General features: G+C 62.0%; 21 protein-coding genes and 1 tRNA gene. 13 read left to right on the forward strand and 9 right to left on the reverse strand.

Annotated elements, in window-relative coordinates; genetic code table 11:
• The first annotated feature begins 1 nt into the window (after position 1).
• From truB to HHL25_RS14615, 6 genes are all read left to right on the forward strand, one after another.
• Positions 2 to 934 (forward strand): tRNA pseudouridine(55) synthase TruB, encoded by a 933-nt coding sequence (truB, locus tag HHL25_RS14590; protein WP_169592360.1) that lies wholly within the window; start codon positions 2 to 4, stop codon positions 932 to 934.
• Positions 935 to 1,086: 152 nt separating this feature from the next.
• The gene (rpsO, locus tag HHL25_RS14595; RefSeq protein WP_015338271.1) at positions 1,087 to 1,356 is read left to right on the forward strand and encodes a 30S ribosomal protein S15; all 270 of its coding nucleotides are present in this window, start codon (positions 1,087 to 1,089) and stop codon (positions 1,354 to 1,356) included.
• A gap of 351 nt (positions 1,357 to 1,707) precedes the next feature.
• Positions 1,708 to 3,855, forward strand: coding sequence for a polyribonucleotide nucleotidyltransferase (gene pnp, locus HHL25_RS14600; RefSeq protein ID WP_169592364.1), 2,148 nt, complete (start codon positions 1,708 to 1,710; stop codon positions 3,853 to 3,855).
• 72 nt (positions 3,856 to 3,927) lie between these two features.
• Entirely contained in the window at positions 3,928 to 4,944 is a 1,017-nt protein-coding gene (locus tag HHL25_RS14605; RefSeq protein ID WP_169592367.1) for a class I SAM-dependent methyltransferase, read from the forward strand.
• A 137-nt stretch (positions 4,945 to 5,081) separates the two neighbouring features.
• Positions 5,082 to 6,110 carry an AraC family transcriptional regulator gene (locus HHL25_RS14610; RefSeq protein WP_169592370.1) on the forward strand — a complete coding sequence of 343 codons (1,029 nt, stop codon included), beginning with the start codon at positions 5,082 to 5,084 and terminating at the stop codon, positions 6,108 to 6,110.
• Positions 6,111 to 6,356: 246 nt separating this feature from the next.
• Complete coding sequence (locus tag HHL25_RS14615) at positions 6,357 to 6,608, forward strand: helix-turn-helix domain-containing protein (RefSeq protein ID WP_169592374.1); 252 nt, start codon at positions 6,357 to 6,359, stop codon at positions 6,606 to 6,608.
• A gap of 107 nt (positions 6,609 to 6,715) precedes the next feature.
• Here the strand turns inward: HHL25_RS14615 and fabI are convergent, their stop codons facing one another.
• Genes fabI through fabA form a run of 3 tightly spaced genes read right to left on the reverse strand, consistent with a single transcriptional unit; the run spans position 6,716 to position 9,305 of the window.
• Positions 6,716 to 7,522 (reverse strand): enoyl-ACP reductase FabI, encoded by an 807-nt coding sequence (gene fabI / locus HHL25_RS14620; protein WP_169592378.1) that lies wholly within the window; start codon positions 7,520 to 7,522, stop codon positions 6,716 to 6,718.
• A gap of 4 nt (positions 7,523 to 7,526) precedes the next feature.
• Positions 7,527 to 8,750 (reverse strand): beta-ketoacyl-ACP synthase I, encoded by a 1,224-nt coding sequence (gene fabB, locus HHL25_RS14625; protein WP_169592382.1) that lies wholly within the window; start codon positions 8,748 to 8,750, stop codon positions 7,527 to 7,529.
• Positions 8,751 to 8,789: 39 nt separating this feature from the next.
• Positions 8,790 to 9,305: a 3-hydroxyacyl-[acyl-carrier-protein] dehydratase FabA gene (gene fabA, locus HHL25_RS14630; protein ID WP_169592386.1), complete on the reverse strand. Its 516-nt coding sequence runs from the start codon at positions 9,303 to 9,305 to the stop codon at positions 8,790 to 8,792.
• Between the two features lie 309 nt (positions 9,306 to 9,614).
• Here fabA and irrA point away from each other — a divergent pair, with 309 nt between their 5' ends.
• Positions 9,615 to 10,034 carry an iron response transcriptional regulator IrrA gene (gene irrA, locus HHL25_RS14635; RefSeq protein WP_169592390.1) on the forward strand — a complete coding sequence of 140 codons (420 nt, stop codon included), beginning with the start codon at positions 9,615 to 9,617 and terminating at the stop codon, positions 10,032 to 10,034.
• Positions 10,035 to 10,057: 23 nt separating this feature from the next.
• Here the strand turns inward: irrA and HHL25_RS14640 are convergent, their stop codons facing one another.
• Complete coding sequence (locus HHL25_RS14640; protein WP_169592394.1) at positions 10,058 to 10,696, reverse strand: trimeric intracellular cation channel family protein; 639 nt, start codon at positions 10,694 to 10,696, stop codon at positions 10,058 to 10,060.
• Between the two features lie 107 nt (positions 10,697 to 10,803).
• Here HHL25_RS14640 and HHL25_RS14645 point away from each other — a divergent pair, with 107 nt between their 5' ends.
• On the forward strand, positions 10,804 to 11,277 hold the full coding sequence (locus HHL25_RS14645; RefSeq protein ID WP_169592398.1) for a hypothetical protein: 474 nt from the start codon (positions 10,804 to 10,806) through the stop codon (positions 11,275 to 11,277).
• A gap of 6 nt (positions 11,278 to 11,283) precedes the next feature.
• Here the strand turns inward: HHL25_RS14645 and HHL25_RS14650 are convergent, their stop codons facing one another.
• Complete coding sequence (locus HHL25_RS14650) at positions 11,284 to 12,075, reverse strand: YdcF family protein (RefSeq protein ID WP_169592402.1); 792 nt, start codon at positions 12,073 to 12,075, stop codon at positions 11,284 to 11,286.
• Positions 12,076 to 12,238: 163 nt separating this feature from the next.
• On the opposite strand from HHL25_RS14650, the gene HHL25_RS14655 reads away from it, so the two are divergent.
• Complete coding sequence (locus HHL25_RS14655; protein ID WP_169592407.1) at positions 12,239 to 12,433, forward strand: hypothetical protein; 195 nt, start codon at positions 12,239 to 12,241, stop codon at positions 12,431 to 12,433.
• A 57-nt stretch (positions 12,434 to 12,490) separates the two neighbouring features.
• Here HHL25_RS14655 and HHL25_RS14660 read toward each other — a convergent pair whose 3' ends face one another.
• Positions 12,491 to 13,654 (reverse strand): TMEM43 family protein, encoded by a 1,164-nt coding sequence (locus tag HHL25_RS14660; RefSeq protein ID WP_169592412.1) that lies wholly within the window; start codon positions 13,652 to 13,654, stop codon positions 12,491 to 12,493.
• A 256-nt stretch (positions 13,655 to 13,910) separates the two neighbouring features.
• On the opposite strand from HHL25_RS14660, the gene HHL25_RS14665 reads away from it, so the two are divergent.
• Positions 13,911 to 14,654 carry a DUF3800 domain-containing protein gene (locus HHL25_RS14665; protein ID WP_261345117.1) on the forward strand — a complete coding sequence of 248 codons (744 nt, stop codon included), beginning with the start codon at positions 13,911 to 13,913 and terminating at the stop codon, positions 14,652 to 14,654.
• A 258-nt stretch (positions 14,655 to 14,912) separates the two neighbouring features.
• On the opposite strand, the gene HHL25_RS14670 is transcribed toward HHL25_RS14665, so the two are convergent.
• Both HHL25_RS14670 and HHL25_RS14675 read right to left on the reverse strand, forming a co-directional pair.
• Positions 14,913 to 14,988 (reverse strand) — tRNA-Ala (locus HHL25_RS14670).
• Positions 14,989 to 15,144: 156 nt separating this feature from the next.
• Positions 15,145 to 15,531: a TIGR02300 family protein gene (locus tag HHL25_RS14675; protein ID WP_169592421.1), complete on the reverse strand. Its 387-nt coding sequence runs from the start codon at positions 15,529 to 15,531 to the stop codon at positions 15,145 to 15,147.
• A gap of 260 nt (positions 15,532 to 15,791) precedes the next feature.
• On the opposite strand from HHL25_RS14675, the gene aroA reads away from it, so the two are divergent.
• The 3 genes from aroA (at position 15,792) to rpsA (ending at position 19,660) form a co-directional block, all read left to right on the forward strand.
• Positions 15,792 to 17,159, forward strand: coding sequence for a 3-phosphoshikimate 1-carboxyvinyltransferase (gene aroA / locus HHL25_RS14680; protein WP_169592424.1), 1,368 nt, complete (start codon positions 15,792 to 15,794; stop codon positions 17,157 to 17,159).
• Complete coding sequence (cmk, locus tag HHL25_RS14685) at positions 17,156 to 17,797, forward strand: (d)CMP kinase (protein ID WP_169592429.1); 642 nt, start codon at positions 17,156 to 17,158, stop codon at positions 17,795 to 17,797. Before aroA ends, cmk begins: the two co-directional genes overlap by 4 nt.
• Before the next feature lie 159 nt (positions 17,798 to 17,956).
• The gene (gene rpsA, locus HHL25_RS14690; protein ID WP_169592433.1) at positions 17,957 to 19,660 is read left to right on the forward strand and encodes a 30S ribosomal protein S1; all 1,704 of its coding nucleotides are present in this window, start codon (positions 17,957 to 17,959) and stop codon (positions 19,658 to 19,660) included.
• Positions 19,661 to 19,755: 95 nt separating this feature from the next.
• Here the strand turns inward: rpsA and HHL25_RS14695 are convergent, their stop codons facing one another.
• Complete coding sequence (locus HHL25_RS14695) at positions 19,756 to 21,477, reverse strand: hypothetical protein (protein ID WP_169592436.1); 1,722 nt, start codon at positions 21,475 to 21,477, stop codon at positions 19,756 to 19,758.
• Between the last annotated feature and the right edge of the window lie 123 nt (positions 21,478 to 21,600).

The following is a 21,600-nucleotide window of genomic DNA, read 5'->3' on the forward strand; positions in this document are numbered from 1 at the left end:
GATGTCCAAACCACGCAAACCCAAGGGCCGCCCGGTTTCCGGATGGCTGATCCTCGACAAGCCGGTCGATTTCGGATCGACGGAAGCCGTTTCCAAGATCAAATGGCTGTTCGACGCCCAGAAGGCCGGCCATGCCGGTACGCTCGACCCGCTCGCCTCCGGCATGCTGCCGATTGCGCTCGGCGATGCGACCAAGACGGTTCCCTATGTGATGGATGGCCGCAAGATATACGAATTCACCGTCACCTGGGGCGAAGAGCGGTCGACCGACGACCTCGAAGGCGACGCCACCCAGTCCTCCGATGCGCGTCCGACCGAAGAACAGATCCGTGCCCTTCTGCCGCGCTATACCGGCGTGATCAGCCAGGTGCCACCGCAGTTCTCCGCCATCAAGATTGCCGGCGAGCGCGCCTACGATCTGGCGCGCGACGGCGAGACGGTCGAGATCCCCTCACGCGAGGTCGAGGTCTTCCGCCTCACGCTGGTCGGCTGCCCGGACGCCAATCGCGCCGAATTCGAAGTCGAATGCGGCAAGGGCACCTATGTCCGCTCGCTGGCGCGCGACTTTGGGCGCGAGCTCGGTTGTTTCGGCCACATCTCCTCGCTGCGCCGCAGCTTTGTCGCGCCCTTCGCCGAGGAGACGATGGTTCCCCTCGCCGATCTCAAGGCTCTCGAGGCGATCGAGGACAAGCAGGAACGGCTGGCAGCGCTCGACGCCTTCCTGATCGACACCGGCGAGGCGCTTTCCGGACTGCCGCATGTCGCCGTCACCGACGAACAGGCGCACCGCCTGCGGATGGGCAACCCGATCCTCCTGCGCGGCCGCAATGCGCCCGTCGCCGAAGCGGACGCCTTTGCCACCTGCACCGGCAAGCTGGTCGCGATCGGCGAGATCGGCGAAGGCGAATTCCGCCCGCGCCGGGTTTTTGCCTGACCGAGCCTCGAACAAACAACGCTTTCATTTCGCGGCGGGATGAGCTATAGGCACGCCAGCACGGCGGCTTGCCGCCTGCTTTCACGGCCTTTGCTGGACGACATCCCGGCATATGGCGACATGATTCTCCTGACATAAGAAAGGAATTCCCGATGTCGATCACTGCAGAGCGCAAGGCTGCCCTCATCAAGGAATACGCAACCGTCGAAGGCGACACCGGTTCTCCGGAAGTCCAGGTTGCGATCCTGACCGAGCGGATCAACAACCTCACCGAGCACTTCAAGGACCACAAGAAGGATAACCATTCCCGCCGTGGCCTGCTGACGATGGTTTCGAGCCGCCGTTCGCTTCTTGACTACCTCAAGAAGAAGGACGAAGGCCGCTACACGAAGCTCATCACGAGCCTCGGCATCCGTCGCTAACAAGCTCTTCCGGCGGACCATCCTCGCGACGGTCCGCCGGTTTTCATTTCGGGACCGACGTCCCACTCCGTCGCGAAAGGCCGCAACGCCTCGCGACCCGCATGAAGGGCAGACCGGATGGGCCGGCGCTGCCAGAACCAACCGATGACCTGTCATGGGGCAGGATTGCCGGATGCTTTCGCCGAAGACCTCGGCCAGCCGATAGAGCGGCATTCTCCGACCGGGAATGTCCTCGACCCACGAAAGCCTCCCGCTGTCTTGCCCGTGATGCGTCAGCATTCCCGTGGATGCGCACGGCTCGCTCAGAGACCAGGCCCAAGGGCCCGCGACCACGGCAGAAGGACAAGATACATGTTTGATATCCATAGCGTGGAAATCGAGTGGGCCGGCCGCCCGCTCAAGCTTGAAACCGGCAAGGTCGCCCGTCAGGCCGACGGCGCCGTCATCGCCACTTACGGCGAAACCGTCGTTCTCGCGACCGTCGTCTCCGCCAAGGCTCCGAAGCCCGGCCAGGACTTCTTCCCGCTCACCGTCAACTACCAGGAAAAGACCTATGCCGCCGGCAAGATCCCGGGTGGCTATTTCAAGCGCGAAGGTCGTCCGTCGGAAAACGAAACCCTGGTTTCGCGCCTGATCGACCGCCCGATCCGCCCGCTCTTCCCGGAAGGCTACAAGAACGACACGCAGGTTGTCGTCACCGTCATCCAGCATGACCTGGAAAACAACCCGGACATCCTGTCGATGGTCGCCACCTCCGCAGCTCTGACCCTTTCCGGCGTTCCCTTCATGGGCCCGATCGGCGGCGCCCGCGTCGGCTACATCAACGGCGAATACGTTCTGAACCCGCATCTCGACGAGATGGACGAGTCGAGCCTCGACCTCGTCGTCGCAGGCACGCAGGACGCCGTCCTGATGGTCGAGTCGGAAGCCAAGGAACTCAACGAAGAGATCATGCTTGGCGCCGTCATGTTCGGCCACAAGGGCTTCCAGCCGGTTATCGACGCGATCATCAAGCTCGCTGAGGTCGCCGCCAAGGAACCGCGCGAGTTCGAGCCGGAAGATCATTCGGCCCTCGAAAACGAAATGCTCTCCATTGCCGAAGGCGAACTGCGCGCCGCCTACAAGATCACCCAGAAGGCTGACCGCTACGCGGCCGTCGATGCCGTGAAGGCCAAGGTCAAGGCGCACTTCACGCCGGCAGAGGGCGAAGAAGCCAAGTACACGGCCGAGGAAATCGGCGCCGTCTTCAAGCACCTGCAGGCGAAGATCGTCCGCTGGAACATTCTCGACACCAAGAGCCGTATCGACGGCCGCGACCTCGAGACCGTTCGCCCGATCGTCTCGGAAGTCGGCCTGCTGCCGCGCACGCACGGCTCGGCGCTGTTCACCCGTGGCGAAACCCAGGCGATCGTCGTTGCCACGCTGGGCACCGGCGAGGACGAGCAGTATGTCGACAGCCTGACCGGCATGTACAAGGAGCGCTTCCTGCTCCATTACAACTTCCCGCCCTACTCGGTCGGTGAAACCGGTCGCATGGGTTCCCCGGGCCGCCGCGAAATCGGCCACGGCAAGCTCGCATGGCGCGCCATCCGTCCGATGCTGCCGTCTGCCGAGCAGTTCCCCTATACGCTGCGCGTCGTCTCCGAGATCACCGAGTCGAACGGCTCGTCCTCGATGGCAACCGTCTGCGGCACCTCGCTCGCGCTGATGGACGCCGGCGTTCCGCTGGCAAAGCCGGTTGCCGGTATCGCCATGGGCCTGATCCTCGAAGGTGAACGCTTCGCCGTTCTCTCCGACATCCTCGGCGACGAAGACCACCTCGGCGACATGGACTTCAAGGTTGCCGGTACTGCCGACGGCATCACCTCGCTGCAGATGGACATCAAGATCGCCGGTATCACCGAGGAGATCATGAAGGTCGCTCTCGGCCAGGCACAGGGTGGCCGCAAGCACATCCTCGGCGAAATGGCCAATGCCATCACCGAAAGCCGTGGCCAGCTCGGCGAGTTCGCTCCGCGCATCGAAGTGATGAACATCCCGGTCGACAAGATCCGCGAAGTCATCGGCTCGGGCGGCAAGGTCATCCGCGAAATCGTCGAGAAGACCGGCGCCAAGATCAACATCGAAGACGACGGCACCGTGAAGATCGCCTCTTCTTCGGGCAAGGAGATCGAAGCGGCCCGCAAGTGGATCCACTCGATCGTTGCCGAGCCGGAAGTCGGCGTCGTCTACGAAGGCACCGTTGTGAAGACCGCCGATTTCGGCGCCTTCGTCAACTTCTTCGGTTCGCGTGACGGCCTCGTGCACATCTCGCAGCTCGCTTCCGAGCGTGTCGCCAAGACCTCGGACGTCGTCAAGGAAGGCGACAAGGTCTGGGTCAAGCTGATGGGCTTCGACGAGCGCGGCAAGGTTCGCCTCTCGATGAAGGCCGTCGACCAGGCGACCGGCAAGGAAATCGTCGCCGACAAGAAGAAGGAAGACGGCGAAGCCGCTGAATAAGCGGACGTCGGTCCCCATCCGAGGCGCGGGAGATTTTCCCGCGCCTTTTTTATTCGCCCGGAGAACACTGGCATGAGCCGCGAAACGCTGAAAACCCTGTTCCATCCCTTCGCCAGCGGCACCGTCGCCGCACCTGTCGCCGGCGAGCGCTTTCTTTTCCTCGGCGCCGAGGCGGGCTTCGCCACGCCGGAAGAGTTCGGCGCAACCATCGTGCCCGTGCAAGGACACAGGGGCGAGTACCTGCGCCTGCAGGCCGCCAGGCTCGAACCCCTGCCGGAAGTCGAGGGAGAGGGCTATGACGGCGCGCTGGTGCTGCTTGGCAAGCATCGCGGCGAGAACGACAATCGCGTCGCAGAAGCCCTCAAGCAGGTCAAGGCGGGCGGCCTCGTCGTCATCGCGGGCAGCAAGGAGGACGGCGTCCAGCCGATGCGCAAGCGCCTCGCCAATCTCGGGATCCCGGTCGACCACATGCCGAAATATCACGGCGTCGCGCTCTGGTTCATGACGCCGGAAGACAGCGCGGCTGCAGTCAACCATCTGGCATCGCCCGATACGCTGGCCGCCGGCCGCTATCGTACACGTCCCGGCATGTTCTCGTACGATCGGGTCGACGACGGTTCGGAACTGCTCGCCGGCCGCCTACCGGACAATTTCGACGGCAACGCAGCGGACTTCGGCGCCGGCTGGGGTTATCTCTCGACCATGCTCGCCGAGCGCTCGCCGCGAACAGCACGCATCGACCTGTTCGAGGCTGACCACGAGGCGCTGGAATGCGCGAAGGCCAATCTGGCCGCCCTCTGCCCCAAGTTGACCGCCCGTTTCTTCTGGCAGGACCTCACGCGTGAACCTGCCAAGGAGAAATACGATCTCGTCATCATGAACCCACCTTTCCATCAGGGGCATGCCGCGGAGCCGAGCCTGGGTCAGGCCATGATCAAGGCGGCCAGCCAGGCACTGCGCGGCGGGGGTATCCTGATGCTGGTGGCCAACCGCGGCCTACCCTATGAGGCGAACCTCGCCGAAGATTTCCGCGAATATGGCGAGACCTGCCGGAACGCACGGTTCAAGGTTCTCTGGGCCAAGAAGTAGGACGAACATCGCGTAAGCGGTGGCGAAGGTTCACGTCTCTGCATCCGGTTTTGGCCGGGTGCAGAGACCCTCGACTTTGCGCGAAAAGCCGCTTACCTTGAGGCGTCATTTGCTTATCATTGGACGCCAGATCTTAAATGCCTAATAGATCTATAGCCGATGAACTGACAGCGGTAGCCGGAATCGCCTCGGCGGTTTCCGACCATGCGCGCACCTATGGCGTCGACATCGCGCCGATTTGCAGCGCCCTGAAGATCGATCCGGAAATCTTCCAGAGCCTCACCGGCCGCATCAGCCTGGACAAGCTCTGCAGACTGCTGGAGGCCTGCGCGTTGCTGACGGACGACGAGGCATTCGGGCTGAAATGCGTCGACCGCTTCGTTGCCGGCTCCACCGGCCCCTTCGGATACGGCCTGATGACGGCGCCGACGGTGCGTGACTTCGCCCGCTTCTTCGCCGCTCACACGCAATATGCCACCTATGCCAGCAATCTGCGCTTCCGCATCGATGACCAAGGCGCTTCCTTTTCTTGGACCTTCGCGCCGGCGATCGTCAAACGGGACCAGTATGTCGACATGGCGCTGGCGATCGCCATGCAACGGCTGCGCAACATCGTCGGCGTCAGCATCGACCTGGTGGAACTCGATCTCGAGCGTCCCAAGCCCAGGTCCTCCCAGGTCTTCAGGGACTACCTGACCAGGAAACTGCGTTTTGGTTGCCGCGAGAACGCGATGCGCATCCCCGCAGAGCTTCTCGACATGAAGAATCCCAAGGCAGATGCCAAGCTTTTCATGCTGATGGACATCCAGTGCCGTTCGATGGGGCCTGACGCCGACTACGAGGAAGGCGAGTTCGTCGATCAGGTGCGCAAGTTCCTGCTGCTGCGGATGGCGGAACCGAGTTCCACACTACAGGATATAGCGCCGCATTTCGGCATATCCGAGCGCACGTTCCAGCGACGCCTGGCCGAGGAGAACACAAGTCTCGCCCAAATCCGCGACGACCTCAGGCGGGAGGTGAGCCTCAATCTGCTGACCGAAAGCGACCTTCCCATATCCGAGATCTGTTATCGATTGGGATATTCAGCGCCGAGCGCCTTCACGCGGTCCGTGACCCGCTGGTTCGGCCGCACGCCAAGCGACCTGCGGGACCGGAAGAGCGCCTGATCCGATCATTGCCAAGGCGCCGTTGAAGAGTGCCCAACTATTGACATTTGCCTCGTAGAGGGCAGAAATAGACGTCATTCGCGGTTCGGGAACGCGCAGCACAAGTTCTGTTGCGCGTAATGTAAACTGTTTGGCGCCCGGCGAGAATTACTTTTCCGATCTTCAAGATTATATATCGCTCAATGCAGCCGTTGCGGTCCACGACCAGCGACCGGGCCAAGATTACTCCTGAAGATCCATAACATCATGATGACCAGCAAGGCCCTCACGGGTGACACAGCTCGTTCCATCGGGTTGAACGAGCAGGAAATGCAGTGCCTGACCATGGTGGCCGAAGGCAAGCGGACACTCGATATCTGCAACCTGATGCTCCTGTCGGAGATAGAGGTCGAGCGTCACCTGTCCGCAGCAGAGGAAAAGCTTGGTGCGCGCAATCGAATGCACGCTGTCAGCATGGCACTGCTGATGGGCACGATCGGCGAAAATAAGACATCATAACCGGAGTAAAGCCGGGGACTCCCACTCGGCTGGCGGACCACTCCGTTTCAAGCCTGGCGCGATATGAGGTCGCGCCAGGCTTTTTCAATTGAGGTTAGCCGTCAAGCCTACTCGTCGTCCGAGCTGCGCAGGAAGTCCAGCGTCGGCATCGAGGTGATGTTGTAGCCGGAATCGACGTAGTGGATTTCGCCGGTCACGCCGCGCGACAGATCCGACAGCAGATAAAGCGCCGAATTGCCGACATCCTCGATCGTGACAGTGCGGCGAAGCGGTGCGTTCTTCTGCTGCCATGACAGCATGGCGCGTGCATCGGAGATCCCTGCGCCGGCAAGGGTCCGGATCGGGCCGGCGGAAATCGCGTTCACACGAATGCCGCGCGGACCGTAGTCGCCTGCCAGATAACGCACCGATGCCTCGAGTGCTGCCTTGGCGACGCCCATGACATTGTAGTTCGGCATCAGGCGCACCGAGCCGCCATAGGTCAGGGTCAGCATGGAGCCGCCCTCGGCCATCAGTTCGGCGGCGCGCTTGGCGATCTCGGTGAAGGAGAAGCAGGAGATCACCATGGTCCGCGTGAAGTTGTCACGCGTGGTGTCGGCATAGAGCCCCTTCAACTCGTTCTTGTCGGAAAAGCCAATGGCATGCACGATGAAATCGATCGTGCCCCAGCGTTCCTTCAGCGCCGCAATCACGGCATCGACGGACGCGATGTCTTCCACGTCGCATGGCAACAGGAAGTCAGAACCAAGTTCAGCCGCCAGAGGCTTCACGCGCTTGCCGAGGGCATCCCCCTGATAGGTGAAGGCCAGTTCTGCACCTGCGGCGCCGAGTGCCTTGGCGATGCCCCAGGCAATCGAGTGACTGTTCGCGACACCCATGATGAGGCCGCGCTTTCCCTGCATAGAGGCGATCATGCCGTTATCCATTGTGACGCTGGAAGACGAGGGTGGCGTTGGTGCCACCGAAGCCGAAGGAGTTCGACAGGACCGTGTCGATCTTCGCGTTGTCGATGCGCTTGCGCACGATCGGCACGCCGTCGAATTCCGGATCGAGTTCGGTAATGTGCGCGCTTTCGCCGATGAAGCGTTCCTGCATCATCAGCAGGCCGTAGATCGATTCCTGCACGCCGGCTGCGCCAAGCGAATGGCCGGTCAGCGACTTGGTGGACTGGATGTGCGGAATCTTCGAGCCGAAGACTTCGCGGATCGCACCGATCTCCTTGCTGTCACCCACCGGCGTCGAGGTGCCGTGGGTGTTGATGTAGTCGACTTCGCCGGTCACCGTGGAGAGCGCCTGGCGCATGCACCGAATGGCGCCTTCGCCGGACGGGGCAACCATGTCATAGCCGTCCGAGGTGGCACCATAGCCGACGATTTCAGCATAGATCTTGGCGCCACGTGCCTTGGCGTGTTCCAGTTCCTCGAGCACCAGCACGCCGGCACCGCCGGCGATGACGAATCCGTCGCGCGTCGCGTCATAGGCACGCGAGGCCGTTGCCGGGTTATCGTTGTACTTCGAGGACATGGCGCCCATGGCGTCGAACAGGTCGGACATCGTCCAGTCGAGGTCTTCGTGACCACCGGCGAACACCATGTCCTGCTTGCCCCACTGGATCATCTCATAGGCATTGCCGATGCAGTGGGCAGAGGTCGAGCAGGCCGACGAGATCGAGTAGTTGACGCCGTGCAGCTTGAACCAAGTGGCAAGGGTTGCCGAGGCCGTGGACGACATCGCCTTCGGGACCGCGAACGGACCGATGCGCTTCGGGCTGTTGTTCTGGCGGACGATGTCAGCCGCTTCGACGATCTGACGGGTCGATGGGCCACCGGACCCCATGATGATGCCGACGCGCTCGTTCTGGGCGTAATCGGCTTCTTCCAGGCCGGCATCGGCGATCGCCTGCTTCATGGCGACGTGGTTCCACGCGCCGCCCTGGGACAGGAAACGCATGGCACGACGGTCGACGAGCTCGGTCGGGTCGAGGCTGGGCTTGCCCCATACCTGGCACTTGAAGCCATGCTCGGCAAAATCGGGAGAAAAGGAGATGCCCGACTTTGCCTCACGCAGCGAGGCGGTCACTTCAGCCGCATCGGCTCCGATCGACGACACGATGCCAAGTCCCGTAACAACTACCCGTCTCATAATTCAGACCTTCTTCTTGCTGTGATCAGACAGGCCCGTTCAGGCCGTCTTATCCTTGGACAGACCGACGCGCAGGTCGGTTGCCTGATAGATGGTTTCACCATCAGCCTTAAGCCAGCCGTCGGCGGTGCCCAGCACCAGTCGGCCGCGCATGACGCGCTTGAAGTCAATACCGTATTCGAGCAGCTTGGTGTCCGGGCGGACCATGCCCTTGAACTTCACTTCGCCGGTGGACAGAGCCATGCCGCGGCCCGGCTCGCCGAGCCAACCGAGGAAGAAGCCGGTCAGCTGCCACATGCCGTCGAGGCCGAGGCATCCCGGCATGATGGGGTTGCCCTGGAAATGGCAGGGAAAATACCAGTCGTCCGGGCGAACGTCGTATTCAGCGCGAATATAACCCTTGTCGAACGCGCCACCCGTCTCCGAGATATCCGTGATGCGGTGGACCATCAGCATCGGCGGCAGGGGAAGCTGCGCGTTGCCGGGGCCGAACAACTCGCCGCGACCGCAGGCGAGGATCTCTTCATAGTTATAGCTGGATTGTCTCGATGCCATTTTCTTCTTCTTCCCCCCTAGGCGTCTCGTTAACGGACCCTTAGAGCAAGATAGGGACAAAATGAAGTCCCACAATAGGCGACCTCAAACCGGCACGAACTTCCGCCGGACCGACGCCATTTGCTGACTTCTGCCCGTCGCATACAGGAAGCCCCCTCGCAGGACCAGTCCCAAAACGGCCAAATTACAGGTTTTACGGCACTTTATGCCTGTCAGCCGAGGGGGAAACTATTGAAAGGCCGGCGCTTAAAAGTTATATCGTCAAGGTAAGTCTGCGAAAGACAGAGAGGCAGAGCGGAGAGCGTCTTGATGGCGGTTGAAGACCGTATGAGCACGGAAATGAAATTGCGCCGCTCGGGCCTGCGTCCGACGCGCCAGCGCATCGCGCTCGCCAGCCTGCTTTTCGCCAAGGGCGACCGCCACCTGACGGTGGAGGAACTGCATGAGGAAGCCCTCGGCGCAAGTGTCCCGGTGTCGCTTGCCACAGTGTACAACACGCTTCATCAGTTCACCGAGGCCGGCCTGATCCGCGTGCTCGCAGTCGAAAGCACAAAGACCTATTTCGACACCAATACTTCCGACCACCATCACTTCTTCGTCGAAGGACAGAACGAGGTGCTTGACATTCCGGTCAACAATATCGCCATCGACAACCTTCCGGAACCGCCGGAGGGCATGGAAATCTCCCATGTCGACGTGGTGATCCGCCTGCGCCCCAAGCAGCGCTGAGGCGCAGACCATCCCCACACCCGTCACTTCATGACGTCTTCGGGCGCACGACCCGGGCGTGAATTATAGGCCGGAAAACTCCAGCCGAAACGCAGGGCGCCGCCGCGGATGGAAAAAGCCGTCAGCGCGCCGAAGACCGACGCCACCGGAAGCGCCAGGCCGAACACCGTTGCCGCCGTAAAGACGCAGGCGCCGGCAAGCGCCGCCGTGACATAGATTTCGGGACGCAGCAGCACGGAGGGTTCACCGGCGATGATGTCGCGCAGGATGCCGCCGCAGGCCGCAGTCAGCGTGCCGGTGACGATCGCGACCGTCGGCGAACCTGTCGCCACGAACCCCTTGGCCGCCCCCATGACGCAATAGGCCGAAAGACCGATCGCATCGAGCCAGAGCAAGAGGCGGTAGCGCGATTCGACCAGGTGGGCAGTGAAGAAAACCAGGATCCCGACCGTTGCGCAGACCAGCACATAACCGGGGTCACGCACCCAGAAGACCGGGAGATTGCCGAGAACGACGTCTCTGAGTGTCCCCCCGCCGATCCCCGTCACGGCCGCAAGAAAGAGGAAGCCGATCACGTCGAGCTGTTTTCGGGAGGCAGAGAGCGCGCCCGTCGCAGCGAAGACGGCCACTCCCGCATAGTCGAGAAATCCGAGCAAAGTCATCCACGCCTCCCAGCGAAATCGTTTGGAAACCGTACGGGCGTCAGGGCCGCACAAGCAGTCTGGTTCATGATAAAGGAGACCGATCACATCTCCTTGGGACGATTGCCTTGAAGTATCTGCTGCTCGCCTTTCTGCAAACCGCATTTCTGCTCGTCGCGGCGCTTCCCTCCTTCAGCCAGCAGGAGCTCCTCGGCGATCCGGAAATATACGAGAAATCGCATTTTCAAAAGCGCTGCAAGATCGTTCAGTTCGGACCGAACTTCATCAGCCGGCTCGACATCAACAATGACGGCATCACGGATGCAGTGGTCAATGAGGGAGAAGTGGTCTGCGACGGCATGCGCGGCCCCGACTGCACCGACGACGGCTGCCCGTACAACTTCTACCTCCAGGTCAAGGAGGGCGGCTACTTCATGATCGCGACCGCCCAGATGTACGGCTACGAGTTCATCAAGCGCTTCGGCAACATGGTGTTCGTCATGCAGATGCACCCGCGCTTTTGCGAACGGACCGACGAGAACCCCTGCGAGATCACGGTGCGCGTGCGCGGCACGAAATTTCTGACGATCTCCAAAAAGTAGGCAGCGTCACGGGGCCGGATAGAGCTCGCCGATGCGACCGGCCAAGTAGTAGCCAACCAGCCCCAACCATTCCCGCATGGCCGTCGAGGACTGCTGGGCGTTGACGGTCGGCTGGGTCAGGTCGATGCCGAGGCTCGCCTGCCCGCTGGTGCGGTAGTCCGTCGGCCAGGGCGTCACGGCGATGCCGGCCTTCCGCATCAAGCCCATGGACCGCGGCATGTGGAACGCCGAGGTAACGAGCAGGCAGTTCTCGAGCCCGTTACCGGCAAGGACCGACTTGCTGTTCTCGACATTCTCGAACGTGGTGCGGGAGGTCGTCTCCCGAACGAGCCTGTCGGACGGGACACCGAAGGCAGCGAAGAAGCGCTCCGAGGCGGATGCATCGCCTTCAAAGGCCCCACTCAGGGACCCGTCCCCGCCTGAAACCAGGATGCGCGCTTCCGGATGGCGAAGGGCAAGCCGCAAGGCTTCGACGAAGCGATCGGCAGCCTGATTGAACTCGATACCGCCACGGGTCGTGGTGACCTCGGTCTCGAAGGCACCTCCCAGCACGATCATGCAGGACAGCGGCTGCGGCTCCGCCACGGGCCGTGGAAACCGCGCCTCAAGGGTCTGGAGGACGACTGAACCAGCCGTCGTGTAAAGCGTCACGAAAAGCACCGCCGCGGCAACCACATTCAGGAAAAGCCCGAGACGACGCCAACCGACGACAATCGCCACCAGGCCGAGAAAGATCCCGAGGAAGGCCAGAGACAGCGGCTGGGCGACGATCCAGACCAGTTTCGACAGCACAAACATCTTTGCCTTTCACCCGCCAGGTCATCGACCGCTGTGCCGGCCCTGGCAGCCGGTCATGCGCGAACATGAGTGGGGCTCATATGAAGCCAGTTTCGCTCAAGGCAGCGCCCTTAAGCCTTCCACTCACAAAATTTCAGTTTCAAATGCAAATACCGGTGAGCCCATGCGCTTCGCAATCGATATTCTGGACGAGGCAGGCAACAGTCGCATCTATATCGGCGTTCCACTCGGCCGATGCGGTGACAAGCTGCGCGTCCAGTTGCGCAACGGCGAGGCCGAACTCGACATCGACCGCATCACCGACTGGTTCCAGATCGACCAACCATCCAGCAGCGACCGCGGACAACTCTTCTACTGAAACAGGCGAGGCCTCGCTCCCGAAAAAGAGCGAGGCTTGGATATTGCGAGCCGCCGGTCAGGCTGCCGGACTGGAGGCCGGGACCGAACGCCGGCGGAGCCAGACGACAGCGACAGCAACGAGACCGCCCGCCGCAAGAAGGCCCAGAGACAACAGCGGGCGATAAGCGAACCAGCCAATGGCGATCACCAGCGGGCCGATCACCGCGGTCAGCACGAAGGCCGCAAGCCCGGTCCCGAAGCGGACCAGAGACCCCGCCAGCGGAACGAAATCGGCAATCACGCCGAGGATCGAGAAGATCAGACTGAAGCCGATCATGAGCCCGACAAGTCCCCCGAACCGGACAAGCCAGGTGATCAGCGTGTTTTCCGCCTGGGCGGTGTCGAACATCTCCGCGGCGCTCGCCTTGCCGGAAGCATTGAGGAAGATCTCGCGACCGTTGGACGTGGTGAAAGGCTGCAGGCCTTCGGCCCGCTGCTCTGCGACGAAGCTCGCTTCGGAGAGGTCGGAGCGCGTGTAACGGATGCGCAGGTCTCCCACCTGCGGTGCGGACTTGGCAGACCCCACATAGAAGCCGCCACGGTCGAGAAGCACGGTTCCGGACAGGTATTCCTGAACGCGGCCGCGATCGGCTTCGGAAACCGGCAGATCGCGCTGGTCGCCGAGACCGGCAACGTCCTCGCCCGATACCGTGAAGGCTCCGACCGTCGCGGTGTCGATCGTGAAGGACTGGCTCTCGACCTGCATCTCGGGATTTTCGTGTCCCTCGGGCTGACGGAAGTCGCCGGAATCCTGACGGTCCGAACGCCACTCCTTGGCGTAGGTGTAGGTGGTTACCGTCTCTTCGCTGCCGCCGAGCTTCGTCTCCCTCTTCGATTCGCTCTTCTCGACCCACTGATACATCTCGACGTCGCGGCGAAGCGCCACCGCGCCATCGGCCGCGATCCCGAACTCGGAATCGGTCGGCACGTCGGAGGTCTCGACCTTGCCGCTGATGTGAATGAGCTTGCCTTCGTTGGCGGGATCGATCGTGTCGGCACTCACGGACTGCACCAGCCCGGCGCCCTCGACGAGCGCCCGGTAGGATTTGATCGAGCGCCCCTCATTCCAGACCAGCGCCCAGATCGCCACCACCACCAGGACAATCCCGATGACTGCACCCACCAGCGCATTCTTCATCCGCGCGAACCACGATGTCCGCGTCGTTTCCGTAAAACTCATGCCCCACCCGCCTCTGCGTCGATTTGACTGTCGACAAGAGGGATAACCGATCTTTCGTCTTGGAACGGTTAAAATGCGCCGGACATGCCGCAGGAACCACCGCCATCGGGGAAAGCTCGCTGCCGCTCCTACGTGATTACCTCTGAGAGGTGTGACCCCTTTCTAGCTTTGGGGAATACCGGGAGGCGGCTGGACTCGAATCTTTTGGAGGAGGAAAATACAGAATCCCAAGCCGTGGAAGCGAGTTGATGCATCTTTGTTTTATAGACGAAAGCGGGACGCCACCCTCAAAGCCAAACCCAGACAGCCCTACTTCACGTTGGGCGCTGTGGTGATCGAGGCGGAGCAGTGGCATGAGGTTGCGAAGCAGATCCGAGGCTACACCTCAAGGCATCGCATCAAGGGTGAGCTCAAGTGGAGGTATTTCTCACCGCACAATCAGCAGCCCGAGAACCCGTTGCGAGACAAGACGACTGACGAGCGAAAGGCTCTAAGCTTAGAGCTGGCCACGCTGGTGGCCAAAAGCCCCCTGACGGTCATTGCTTGCGTGACGGACATCGAGGCGGCTTTTGCCTATGCATCTGTCTCTAATCAACGTGAGCTCTACCATTTCGCTTACAAGCCGCTGACGGAGCGCTTTCAGTATTTCCTTCAAGACAAGAAGAGCCTTGGGATTGTCATTGCCGACCACCGGGGCAGAGATGATGACCGACTGTTGCGTGCCCACCATGACACTCTCATTGCCAAAGCAGGCAACACCATATCGGGCTACAGCAAGCTGATAGAAGGTCTATTCCTACAAGACTCGAGCCACTCTATCGGAATCCAGCTTGCCGACTTCGTGGCTGGGGCAATTCACCGAGCCTATTCGACGGGTGACGGTGAACTGGCGGGCATCATCAAGCCACGCTTACGCAGGAAACCCGATGGCAGCACCTTAGGCCACGGGATGGTACATCATCCCCGCGATCGCTTCAGGCCAGAACTGAGAAGAAACTAGACGCCGGGCGATACCGTAGTATCGACGCCATAGATGTCAGGCTCCCGAGCGCAACCGATACATAGCGTTTCACACGATACAGCTCAAGGAATCGTATTCTAAAGTTGGCCTCTCGCAGAGCACATGGTGAATCAGTTTTCCGTGCAGCCGCTTTTGGAGCCCCCCACCAGTTAAGCTTTTGGGACTTTCGTGGGACGTGCGTTAAAACGCCATCCCGTAATGCGCCAGAAACATACATATTTAGGGAGGACTGAGAAATGGTGGAGCTAAGCGGGATCGAACCGCTGACCTCTTGCATGCCATGCAAGCGCTCTCCCAGCTGAGCTATAGCCCCATCAAGGGTCCGGCGATGCCGGTTCCGGGATCCCGTTGAAGCAGTGCTTCCGTCGGGGTGGCGGCTTATTACTTCCGGGTTACGGAGATGGCAAGCCGAAAATTGCAGGCTCGGAAATTTTTTCGATTTTCCCGAGCCCGAGCCTTTGATTGTCGATCAGACTTCGTCGTCGTCGCCGGTCACGCCGATGATGCCGGTCATGTCGTCGTCGTCGTCCTCGTCGTCAGCCTCGAGGAAGGTGTCGTCGTCATCGTCATCGAGCTCGACGTCGTCGTCGCCGATATCCGGAAGGTCGTCGTTGCCGCCGTTGTCGTCCGCGTCATCGAGCGATACGAGCTCGATTTCCGTGTTTTCGGTATCGACTTCCGCAACGTCCTCCTCTTCAGCCTTTTCCATGATGGAAGCGACCGAAGTCTCTTCGAAGTAGGAGAGCGGCCAGGATTTGCCGGTGTAAGGCGATACGATCGGATCCTTGTTCAGATCGTAGAATTTTTTCCCCGTGTCCGGGCAAGTGCGTTTGGTGCCAAGTTCTGCTTTCGCCACTGTCAAAGCCTCTTGAAGTCCTGAAGAACAAACCGCCGCGCGCGGTCATCCGGTCCATGCCCGGTCAAACTGTTAGCGGGTCCCCATAATCGTTGCAATCTCTTCTGTCAAAGGCAAACTTCGCAGCCGGCGGCCGGGGTTTTTGGCTGCCGAGGGATGACCGTTCCATCGCTCTGTGTTAACGAGCGCGAAAATGGCGTCCTCGGGATCCGGCCCCTCGCCCCGACCATCGACGACGCCTTGCCCAGAGGAAACCGTGCATGTCGCATGCCAGCCCGCCGAAACCGGCCATCGCTCGCAGATCGCCCGCGCTTTCCGGCAGTATCCGTATCCCTGGCGACACGTCCATTTCGTACCGTTCCCTCATGTTCGGCGGCCTTGCAGCCGGCGAGACGCGCATCACCGGCCTGAGCGAGGACGAAGACGTCGTCATTACCAGCAGGGCAATGCAGGCCATGGGCGCTGCGATCCGCAAGGACGGCGACACCTGGATCATCAACGGCGTCGGCAATGGCTGCCTCATCGCGCCGGAAGCGCCGCTCGACTTCGGCAATGTCGGAGCCGGATGCCGACTGGTCATGGGCCTCGTCGGCGTCTACGACTTCGACAGCACCTTCGTCGGCGACGCCTCGCTCGCCAGGCGACCTAGGGGCCGCGTGCTCGATCCGCTACGCGACATGGGTGTGCAGGTCAGGTCTGCCGAAGGCGACCGCCTGCCGATCACGCTGCGCGGACCAAGAACGGCGACGCCGATCACCTATCGCGTACCGATGCCGTCCGCCCAGGTGAAATCGGCGGTCCTGCTGGCCGGCCTCAATACACCGGGCATCACCACGGTCATCGAGCCGGCGACGACGCGCGATCACACCGAGAAGATGCTGAAGGGCTTCGGCGCAGATCTGGCGGTCGAGACGGATGCGCGCGGCGGCCGGACCATTCGCCTCGAAGGCCGCGGCAGGTTGACCGGACAGGCGATCGACGTCCCCGGCGATCCGTCTTCCACGGCATTCCCGTTGGTGGCGGCGCTGCTGGTCCCGGACTCCGACGTCACCATTGTCAACGTGCTGATGAACCCGACCCGCACGGGCCTGATCCTGACGCTGCAGGCGATGGGCGCCAGGATCGAGGTCATCAATCCACGGCTCGCGGGCGGAGAGGACGTCGCGGACCTGCGCGTGCGGTCCTCCAGACTGAAGGGCGTCACCGTGCCGGAAGAACGCGCGCCGTCGATGATCGACGAATATCCGGTGCTTGCGGTCGCCGCGGCTTTTGCCGAGGGCACAACGACGATGCTCGGTCTTGACGAATTGCGCGGGAAGGAGCCCGATCGCCTGGCTGCCGTCGCCGCAGGCCTGAAACTCAACGGCGTCGACTGCGACGAAGGACACTCAAGCCTCATCGTTCGTGGCCGGCCGGACGGCAAGGGCCTCGGCAATGCCGCCGGCGATGCGGTCGCCACCCATCTCGACCACCGCATCGCCATGAGCTTCCTCGTCATGGGCCTTGTTTCGCAACATCCGGTGACCGTCGACGACACCACGATGATCGCAACCCGCTTCCCCTCGTTCATGGACTTGATGACGGGGCTTGGCGCCAGAATAGAACCCATCGAAGGGAAAGCCGCATGACCCCGTCCTTCATCATCGCCATCGACGGTCCCGCTGCAGCGGGCAAGGGTACGCTGTCGCGGCTCATCGCTGCCGAATATGGTTTCCATCACCTCGATACGGGCCTGACCTACCGCGCCGTCGCGAAGGCGCTGCTCGACGCAGGCCTGCCGCTCGATGACGAAGCGGTGGCGGAGAAGACCGCGCTGGAGCTCGACCTGGCCGGCCTTGATCGTTCGGTCCTGGCGCAACATCACATCGGCGAGGCCGCCTCGAAGATCGCCGTGATGCCGGCCGTACGCCGCGCACTGGTCGAGGCGCAGCGCCGGTTCTCCGCAAAGCTGCCCGGGACCGTGCTCGACGGCCGGGACATCGGCACCGTAGTCTGCCCCGCCGCGCCGGTGAAGCTCTTCGTCACCGCCTCGCCGGAGGTGCGCGCCCGGCGCCGCTACGACGAGATCGTCTCCGGCGGCGGCAAGGCGGTGTTCGACGAGATTTTCGCCGATGTGAAGAAGCGCGACGAGCGCGACATGGGGCGTGCCGACAGCCCGCTTAAACCTGCGGATGATGCGCACTTGCTTGATACGTCGGAAATGAGTATAGAGGCGGCGTTCCGGGCGGCCCGAGAGTTGATCGACGCTGCCCGGAAGAGAATTTGACTTCCGGAATGAAGCTAGTCGACATCCGGTAGACGAACCAGCCGATACGACCGTCCCCGCGCCGGACAGCCCTTCAGGGGCGGACGATCGATCAGGCTTTGTGCAACGCGAACCCCCGGCGCATACCGCGTCCCCGACTGGATGCGATTAGGAGATTTCATGTCTGTTTCTACCCCCACGCGCGATGATTTCGCAGCAATGCTCGAAGAGTCCTTTGCCAAGACCGATCTGGCAGAAGGCTATGTAACCAAGGGCATCGTGACCGCGATCGAGAAGGACGTCGCCATCGTCGACGTCGGCCTCAAGGTCGAAGGCCGCATCGCGCTCAAGGAATTCGGCGCCAAGGCCAAGGACGGTTCGCTGAAGGTCGGCGACGAAGTCGAGGTCTATGTCGAGCGCATCGAAAACGCTCTCGGCGAAGCCGTTCTGTCGCGCGAGAAGGCTCGCCGCGAAGAAAGCTGGATCAAGCTCGAAGCCAAGTTCGAAGCTGGCGAGCGCGTCGAAGGCGTCATCTTCAACCAGGTCAAGGGTGGCTTCACCGTCGATCTCGACGGCGCCGTCGCCTTCCTGCCGCGTTCGCAGGTCGACATCCGTCCGATCCGCGACGTTACCCCGCTGATGCACAACCCGCAGCCCTTCGAAATCCTCAAGATGGACAAGCGTCGCGGCAACATCGTGGTTTCGCGTCGTACGGTTCTCGAAGAGTCGCGCGCCGAGCAGCGTTCTGAAATCGTTCAGAACCTCGAAGAAGGCCAGGTTGTTGACGGCGTCGTCAAGAACATCACCGACTACGGTGCGTTCGTTGACCTCGGCGGCATCGACGGCCTGCTGCACGTGACCGACATGGCATGGCGCCGCGTCAACCATCCGTCGGAAATCCTGTCCATCGGCCAGCAGGTCAAGGTTCAGATCATTCGCATCAACCAGGAAACCCACCGCATCTCGCTCGGCATGAAGCAGCTCGAGTCGGATCCGTGGGATGGCATCGCCGCCAAGTACCCGGTCGGCAAGAAGATCTCCGGCACCGTCACGAACATCACCGACTACGGTGCATTCGTCGAACTGGAACCGGGCATCGAAGGCCTGATCCACATCTCGGAAATGTCCTGGACGAAGAAGAACGTTCATCCCGGCAAGATCCTTTCGACCACGCAGGACGTCGACGTCGTCGTTCTCGAAGTCGATCCGTCCAAGCGCCGTATCTCGCTCGGTCTCAAGCAGACCCTCGAGAACCCGTGGCAGGCATTTGCCTACAGCCATCCGGCCGGCACTGAAGTCGAAGGCGAAGTCAAGAACAAGACCGAATTCGGCCTGTTCATCGGCCTCGAAGGCGACGTCGACGGCATGGTTCACCTCTCCGACCTCGACTGGAACCGTCCGGGCGAACAGGTCATCGAGGAGTTCAACAAGGGTGACGTGGTCAAGGCCGTCGTTCTCGACGTCGACGTCGAGAAGGAACGCATCTCGCTCGGCATCAAGCAGCTCGGCCGCGACTCCGTCGGCGAAGCTGCCGCTTCCGGCGACCTGCGCAAGAACGCCGTCGTTTCCTGCGAAGTCATCGGCATCAACGATGGCGGTATCGAAGTGAAGCTCGTCAACCACGAAGACATCACTTCCTTCATCCGTCGCGCCGATCTGTCCCGCGACCGCGACGAACAGCGTCCGGAGCGTTTCTCGGTTGGTCAGGTTGTCGACGCTCGCGTCACCAACTTCTCCAAGAAGGATCGCAAGGTCATGCTGTCGATCAAGGCTCTGGAAATCGCTGAAGAGAAGGAAGCCGTCGCACAGTTCGGTTCGTCCGACTCGGGCGCTTCGCTCGGCGACATCCTCGGCGCGGCTCTGAAGAACCGCGGCGGCGAATAAGCCTCCTGACGACTGAAATCAAAGAGCCCGCCGGTCACCGACCGGCGGGCTCTTCTCTTTTGCGGGTACGCCGCCCGAGCTGCTGGCGGCGATGCTCAGGACCAGCCGGCCATGCGCCAATAAAGATCGTTCGGGCTTTCGCTTTCACCCGCGGTCGGGGACTGCTCCGATGTCATCGCCTCGAGGGAGGCGGCACCCCCCTCGTCAGCAACCACGCCTGGCTCGTCCGCCGCCTGCTCGTCGCCGGCCTCACCCGAGTCGTCTCCGTCCGCCTCGCCCTCTCCCTGACCGCCTCCGAAGCGATGGTTCAACAATTCGGGCCGCTCGGTGAAGTCATCGTCGGCGAAGAGATAGTTGACCATCGGCAGGGGCACGCCTTCACGCAGGATCGCCGGCAGGCGCGTCCCCGCCTCTTCGGCACGCGGCAAGTCCAACGGGAGGCTACGGGCAGCCGCGGACCTTGCATCCATTGTTCCGTCCGCCGACGGAGGTTCCGGCGACTGTTCGAGGAGAGCGACATCGTCTTTCGCTGCGCGTGGTGAGGCTTCGGAGGTGACGTCCCTCGGGCGCCCAAAGTCGGCGGGGTCGGCGGATTTCGCTTCGTCGGCCTGGGTGAAATCCAAGAGTTCCGCCGGATCGGGGAAGATTTCCTCCTCCGTCGGCAAAATCGTAGCATTCCCGTTTTCGTCCGGCACTGTGACCGTCTTCCATTCCTCGCGATCGAGAAGAGACAGGGCACGTTCACCCGGCTGGGAAACCGGCCGTTCCGTCCCGGCGCGGGCATCAGTCACTGCCCCTGATCCACGTTCATGCTCAATGACAGGCTGTGTTCCGTCATCCTCCGACCTAGCCATTGGATGCTCTGCATCGGCGGCTTCGGGCTCGACCGGTTGAAGAAGCCCGTCGGCCGATGAGGCAGAGCGGATTTCGGAAGGATCCGGATCTTCGCCGAATTGCCCGGCAGCCTGGGAAAGCTCCGCCTGAGGCTTGTGACCGGCTGAATCAGTGCGCTCGGAATCTAAAGCCTCAGGGGCCGCGAACAGTCCTCGCAAGAACTCGGCGCCATCCTGAGCGGCCCGTTCCATTGCCCGCATTGCCGCCGCGGCAAGCGATCCGTTGGCTGTTTCATTCGTTCCAGAGAAGATCCGGCCCCTGGCGACCGCGTCCAGGGGATCGTTCGACGGAGCGGCCTTGCTGCCTTTCGGCGCGTTCACCCCTGAAGCAAGATTGCCGGTTGCAATCGCCGCCGCACCATTCCGCCCGGCAGCCGTGACCGTCGACGGCAAGGGGACCGACCGGACTTCCCCACCGTTCTGCCGATAAGAGGTCACCACGGTGCGTGCCGCGAGATCGCCCCGGTCCTTTGCCCGGTAGAACTCCAGATAGATCGCGAGCGTCGCCGCTTCCGGGCCTGCGGGATTGCGAAAGGCTCCCATCAGGGTGCGCAGCTGCAGGCCGTTGAACATCTGGGCGAGCTGGCGCTGTAGCGCCTGTCGGGCCTGCGGCGGCAAATCGGCGAGCGCCTGGACGAGACGGCCGGCGTAGCTGCTGATGGTTTCGCCAGGAGCACGCTCAACACGGAGCTCCTTGCCCAGAAAGGTCACGAGGGTCGCAAAGTTCTCCGACATCCGTTCCTGACCGGACAGGAGAAGAATGTTCAAGCGGCCGGCGATCGCATTGTTTTGCTCCACGCCGATGGCGGCCTGCAAGGGCGTGCCCTGCGTCTTCGCAGCCGCGCGGCCCGCATCCTCCTGCGAGGCACGGTGATCCTGATAGGAAATGGACGCGTTTACGACGGCGTTGACTGGTGGCAGCATGGCCGCTCCCCATCGGGCAACAAGGCTGAAGAATCATTGGCAACAGCGCGCCGCTCATGCGGCTCATAATCTCCGTCGACATGGCGACGGCGCCTGCAGAAGACATTGCTTCACTAATGATTC

The organism is Rhizobium terricola (genome assembly GCF_012927355.1).
In the GTDB taxonomy this organism is placed as follows: domain Bacteria; phylum Pseudomonadota; class Alphaproteobacteria; order Rhizobiales; family Rhizobiaceae; genus Allorhizobium; species Allorhizobium terricola.

Coding starts and splice junctions, on each gene's coding strand:
- fabB (WP_169592382.1), bottom strand. CDS start 8,750: ATGAGACGGGTAGTTGTTACGGGACTTGGCATCGTGTCGTCGATCGGA.
- rpsA (WP_169592433.1), top strand. CDS start 17,957: ATGTCTGTTTCTACCCCCACGCGCGATGATTTCGCAGCAATGCTCGAA.
- fabA (WP_169592386.1), bottom strand. CDS start 9,305: ATGGCATCGAGACAATCCAGCTATAACTATGAAGAGATCCTCGCCTGC.
- aroA (WP_169592424.1), top strand. CDS start 15,792: ATGTCGCATGCCAGCCCGCCGAAACCGGCCATCGCTCGCAGATCGCCC.
- HHL25_RS14605 (WP_169592367.1), top strand. CDS start 3,928: ATGAGCCGCGAAACGCTGAAAACCCTGTTCCATCCCTTCGCCAGCGGC.
- irrA (WP_169592390.1), top strand. CDS start 9,615: ATGGCGGTTGAAGACCGTATGAGCACGGAAATGAAATTGCGCCGCTCG.
- HHL25_RS14695 (WP_169592436.1), bottom strand. CDS start 21,477: ATGCTGCCACCAGTCAACGCCGTCGTAAACGCGTCCATTTCCTATCAG.
- truB (WP_169592360.1), top strand. CDS start 2: ATGTCCAAACCACGCAAACCCAAGGGCCGCCCGGTTTCCGGATGGCTG.
- fabI (WP_169592378.1), bottom strand. CDS start 7,522: ATGATCGCCTCTATGCAGGGAAAGCGCGGCCTCATCATGGGTGTCGCG.
- cmk (WP_169592429.1), top strand. CDS start 17,156: ATGACCCCGTCCTTCATCATCGCCATCGACGGTCCCGCTGCAGCGGGC.
- HHL25_RS14610 (WP_169592370.1), top strand. CDS start 5,082: ATGCCTAATAGATCTATAGCCGATGAACTGACAGCGGTAGCCGGAATC.
- rpsO (WP_015338271.1), top strand. CDS start 1,087: ATGTCGATCACTGCAGAGCGCAAGGCTGCCCTCATCAAGGAATACGCA.
- pnp (WP_169592364.1), top strand. CDS start 1,708: ATGTTTGATATCCATAGCGTGGAAATCGAGTGGGCCGGCCGCCCGCTC.
- HHL25_RS14655 (WP_169592407.1), top strand. CDS start 12,239: ATGCGCTTCGCAATCGATATTCTGGACGAGGCAGGCAACAGTCGCATC.
- HHL25_RS14640 (WP_169592394.1), bottom strand. CDS start 10,696: ATGACTTTGCTCGGATTTCTCGACTATGCGGGAGTGGCCGTCTTCGCT.
- HHL25_RS14615 (WP_169592374.1), top strand. CDS start 6,357: ATGATGACCAGCAAGGCCCTCACGGGTGACACAGCTCGTTCCATCGGG.
- HHL25_RS14660 (WP_169592412.1), bottom strand. CDS start 13,654: ATGAGTTTTACGGAAACGACGCGGACATCGTGGTTCGCGCGGATGAAG.
- HHL25_RS14650 (WP_169592402.1), bottom strand. CDS start 12,075: ATGTTTGTGCTGTCGAAACTGGTCTGGATCGTCGCCCAGCCGCTGTCT.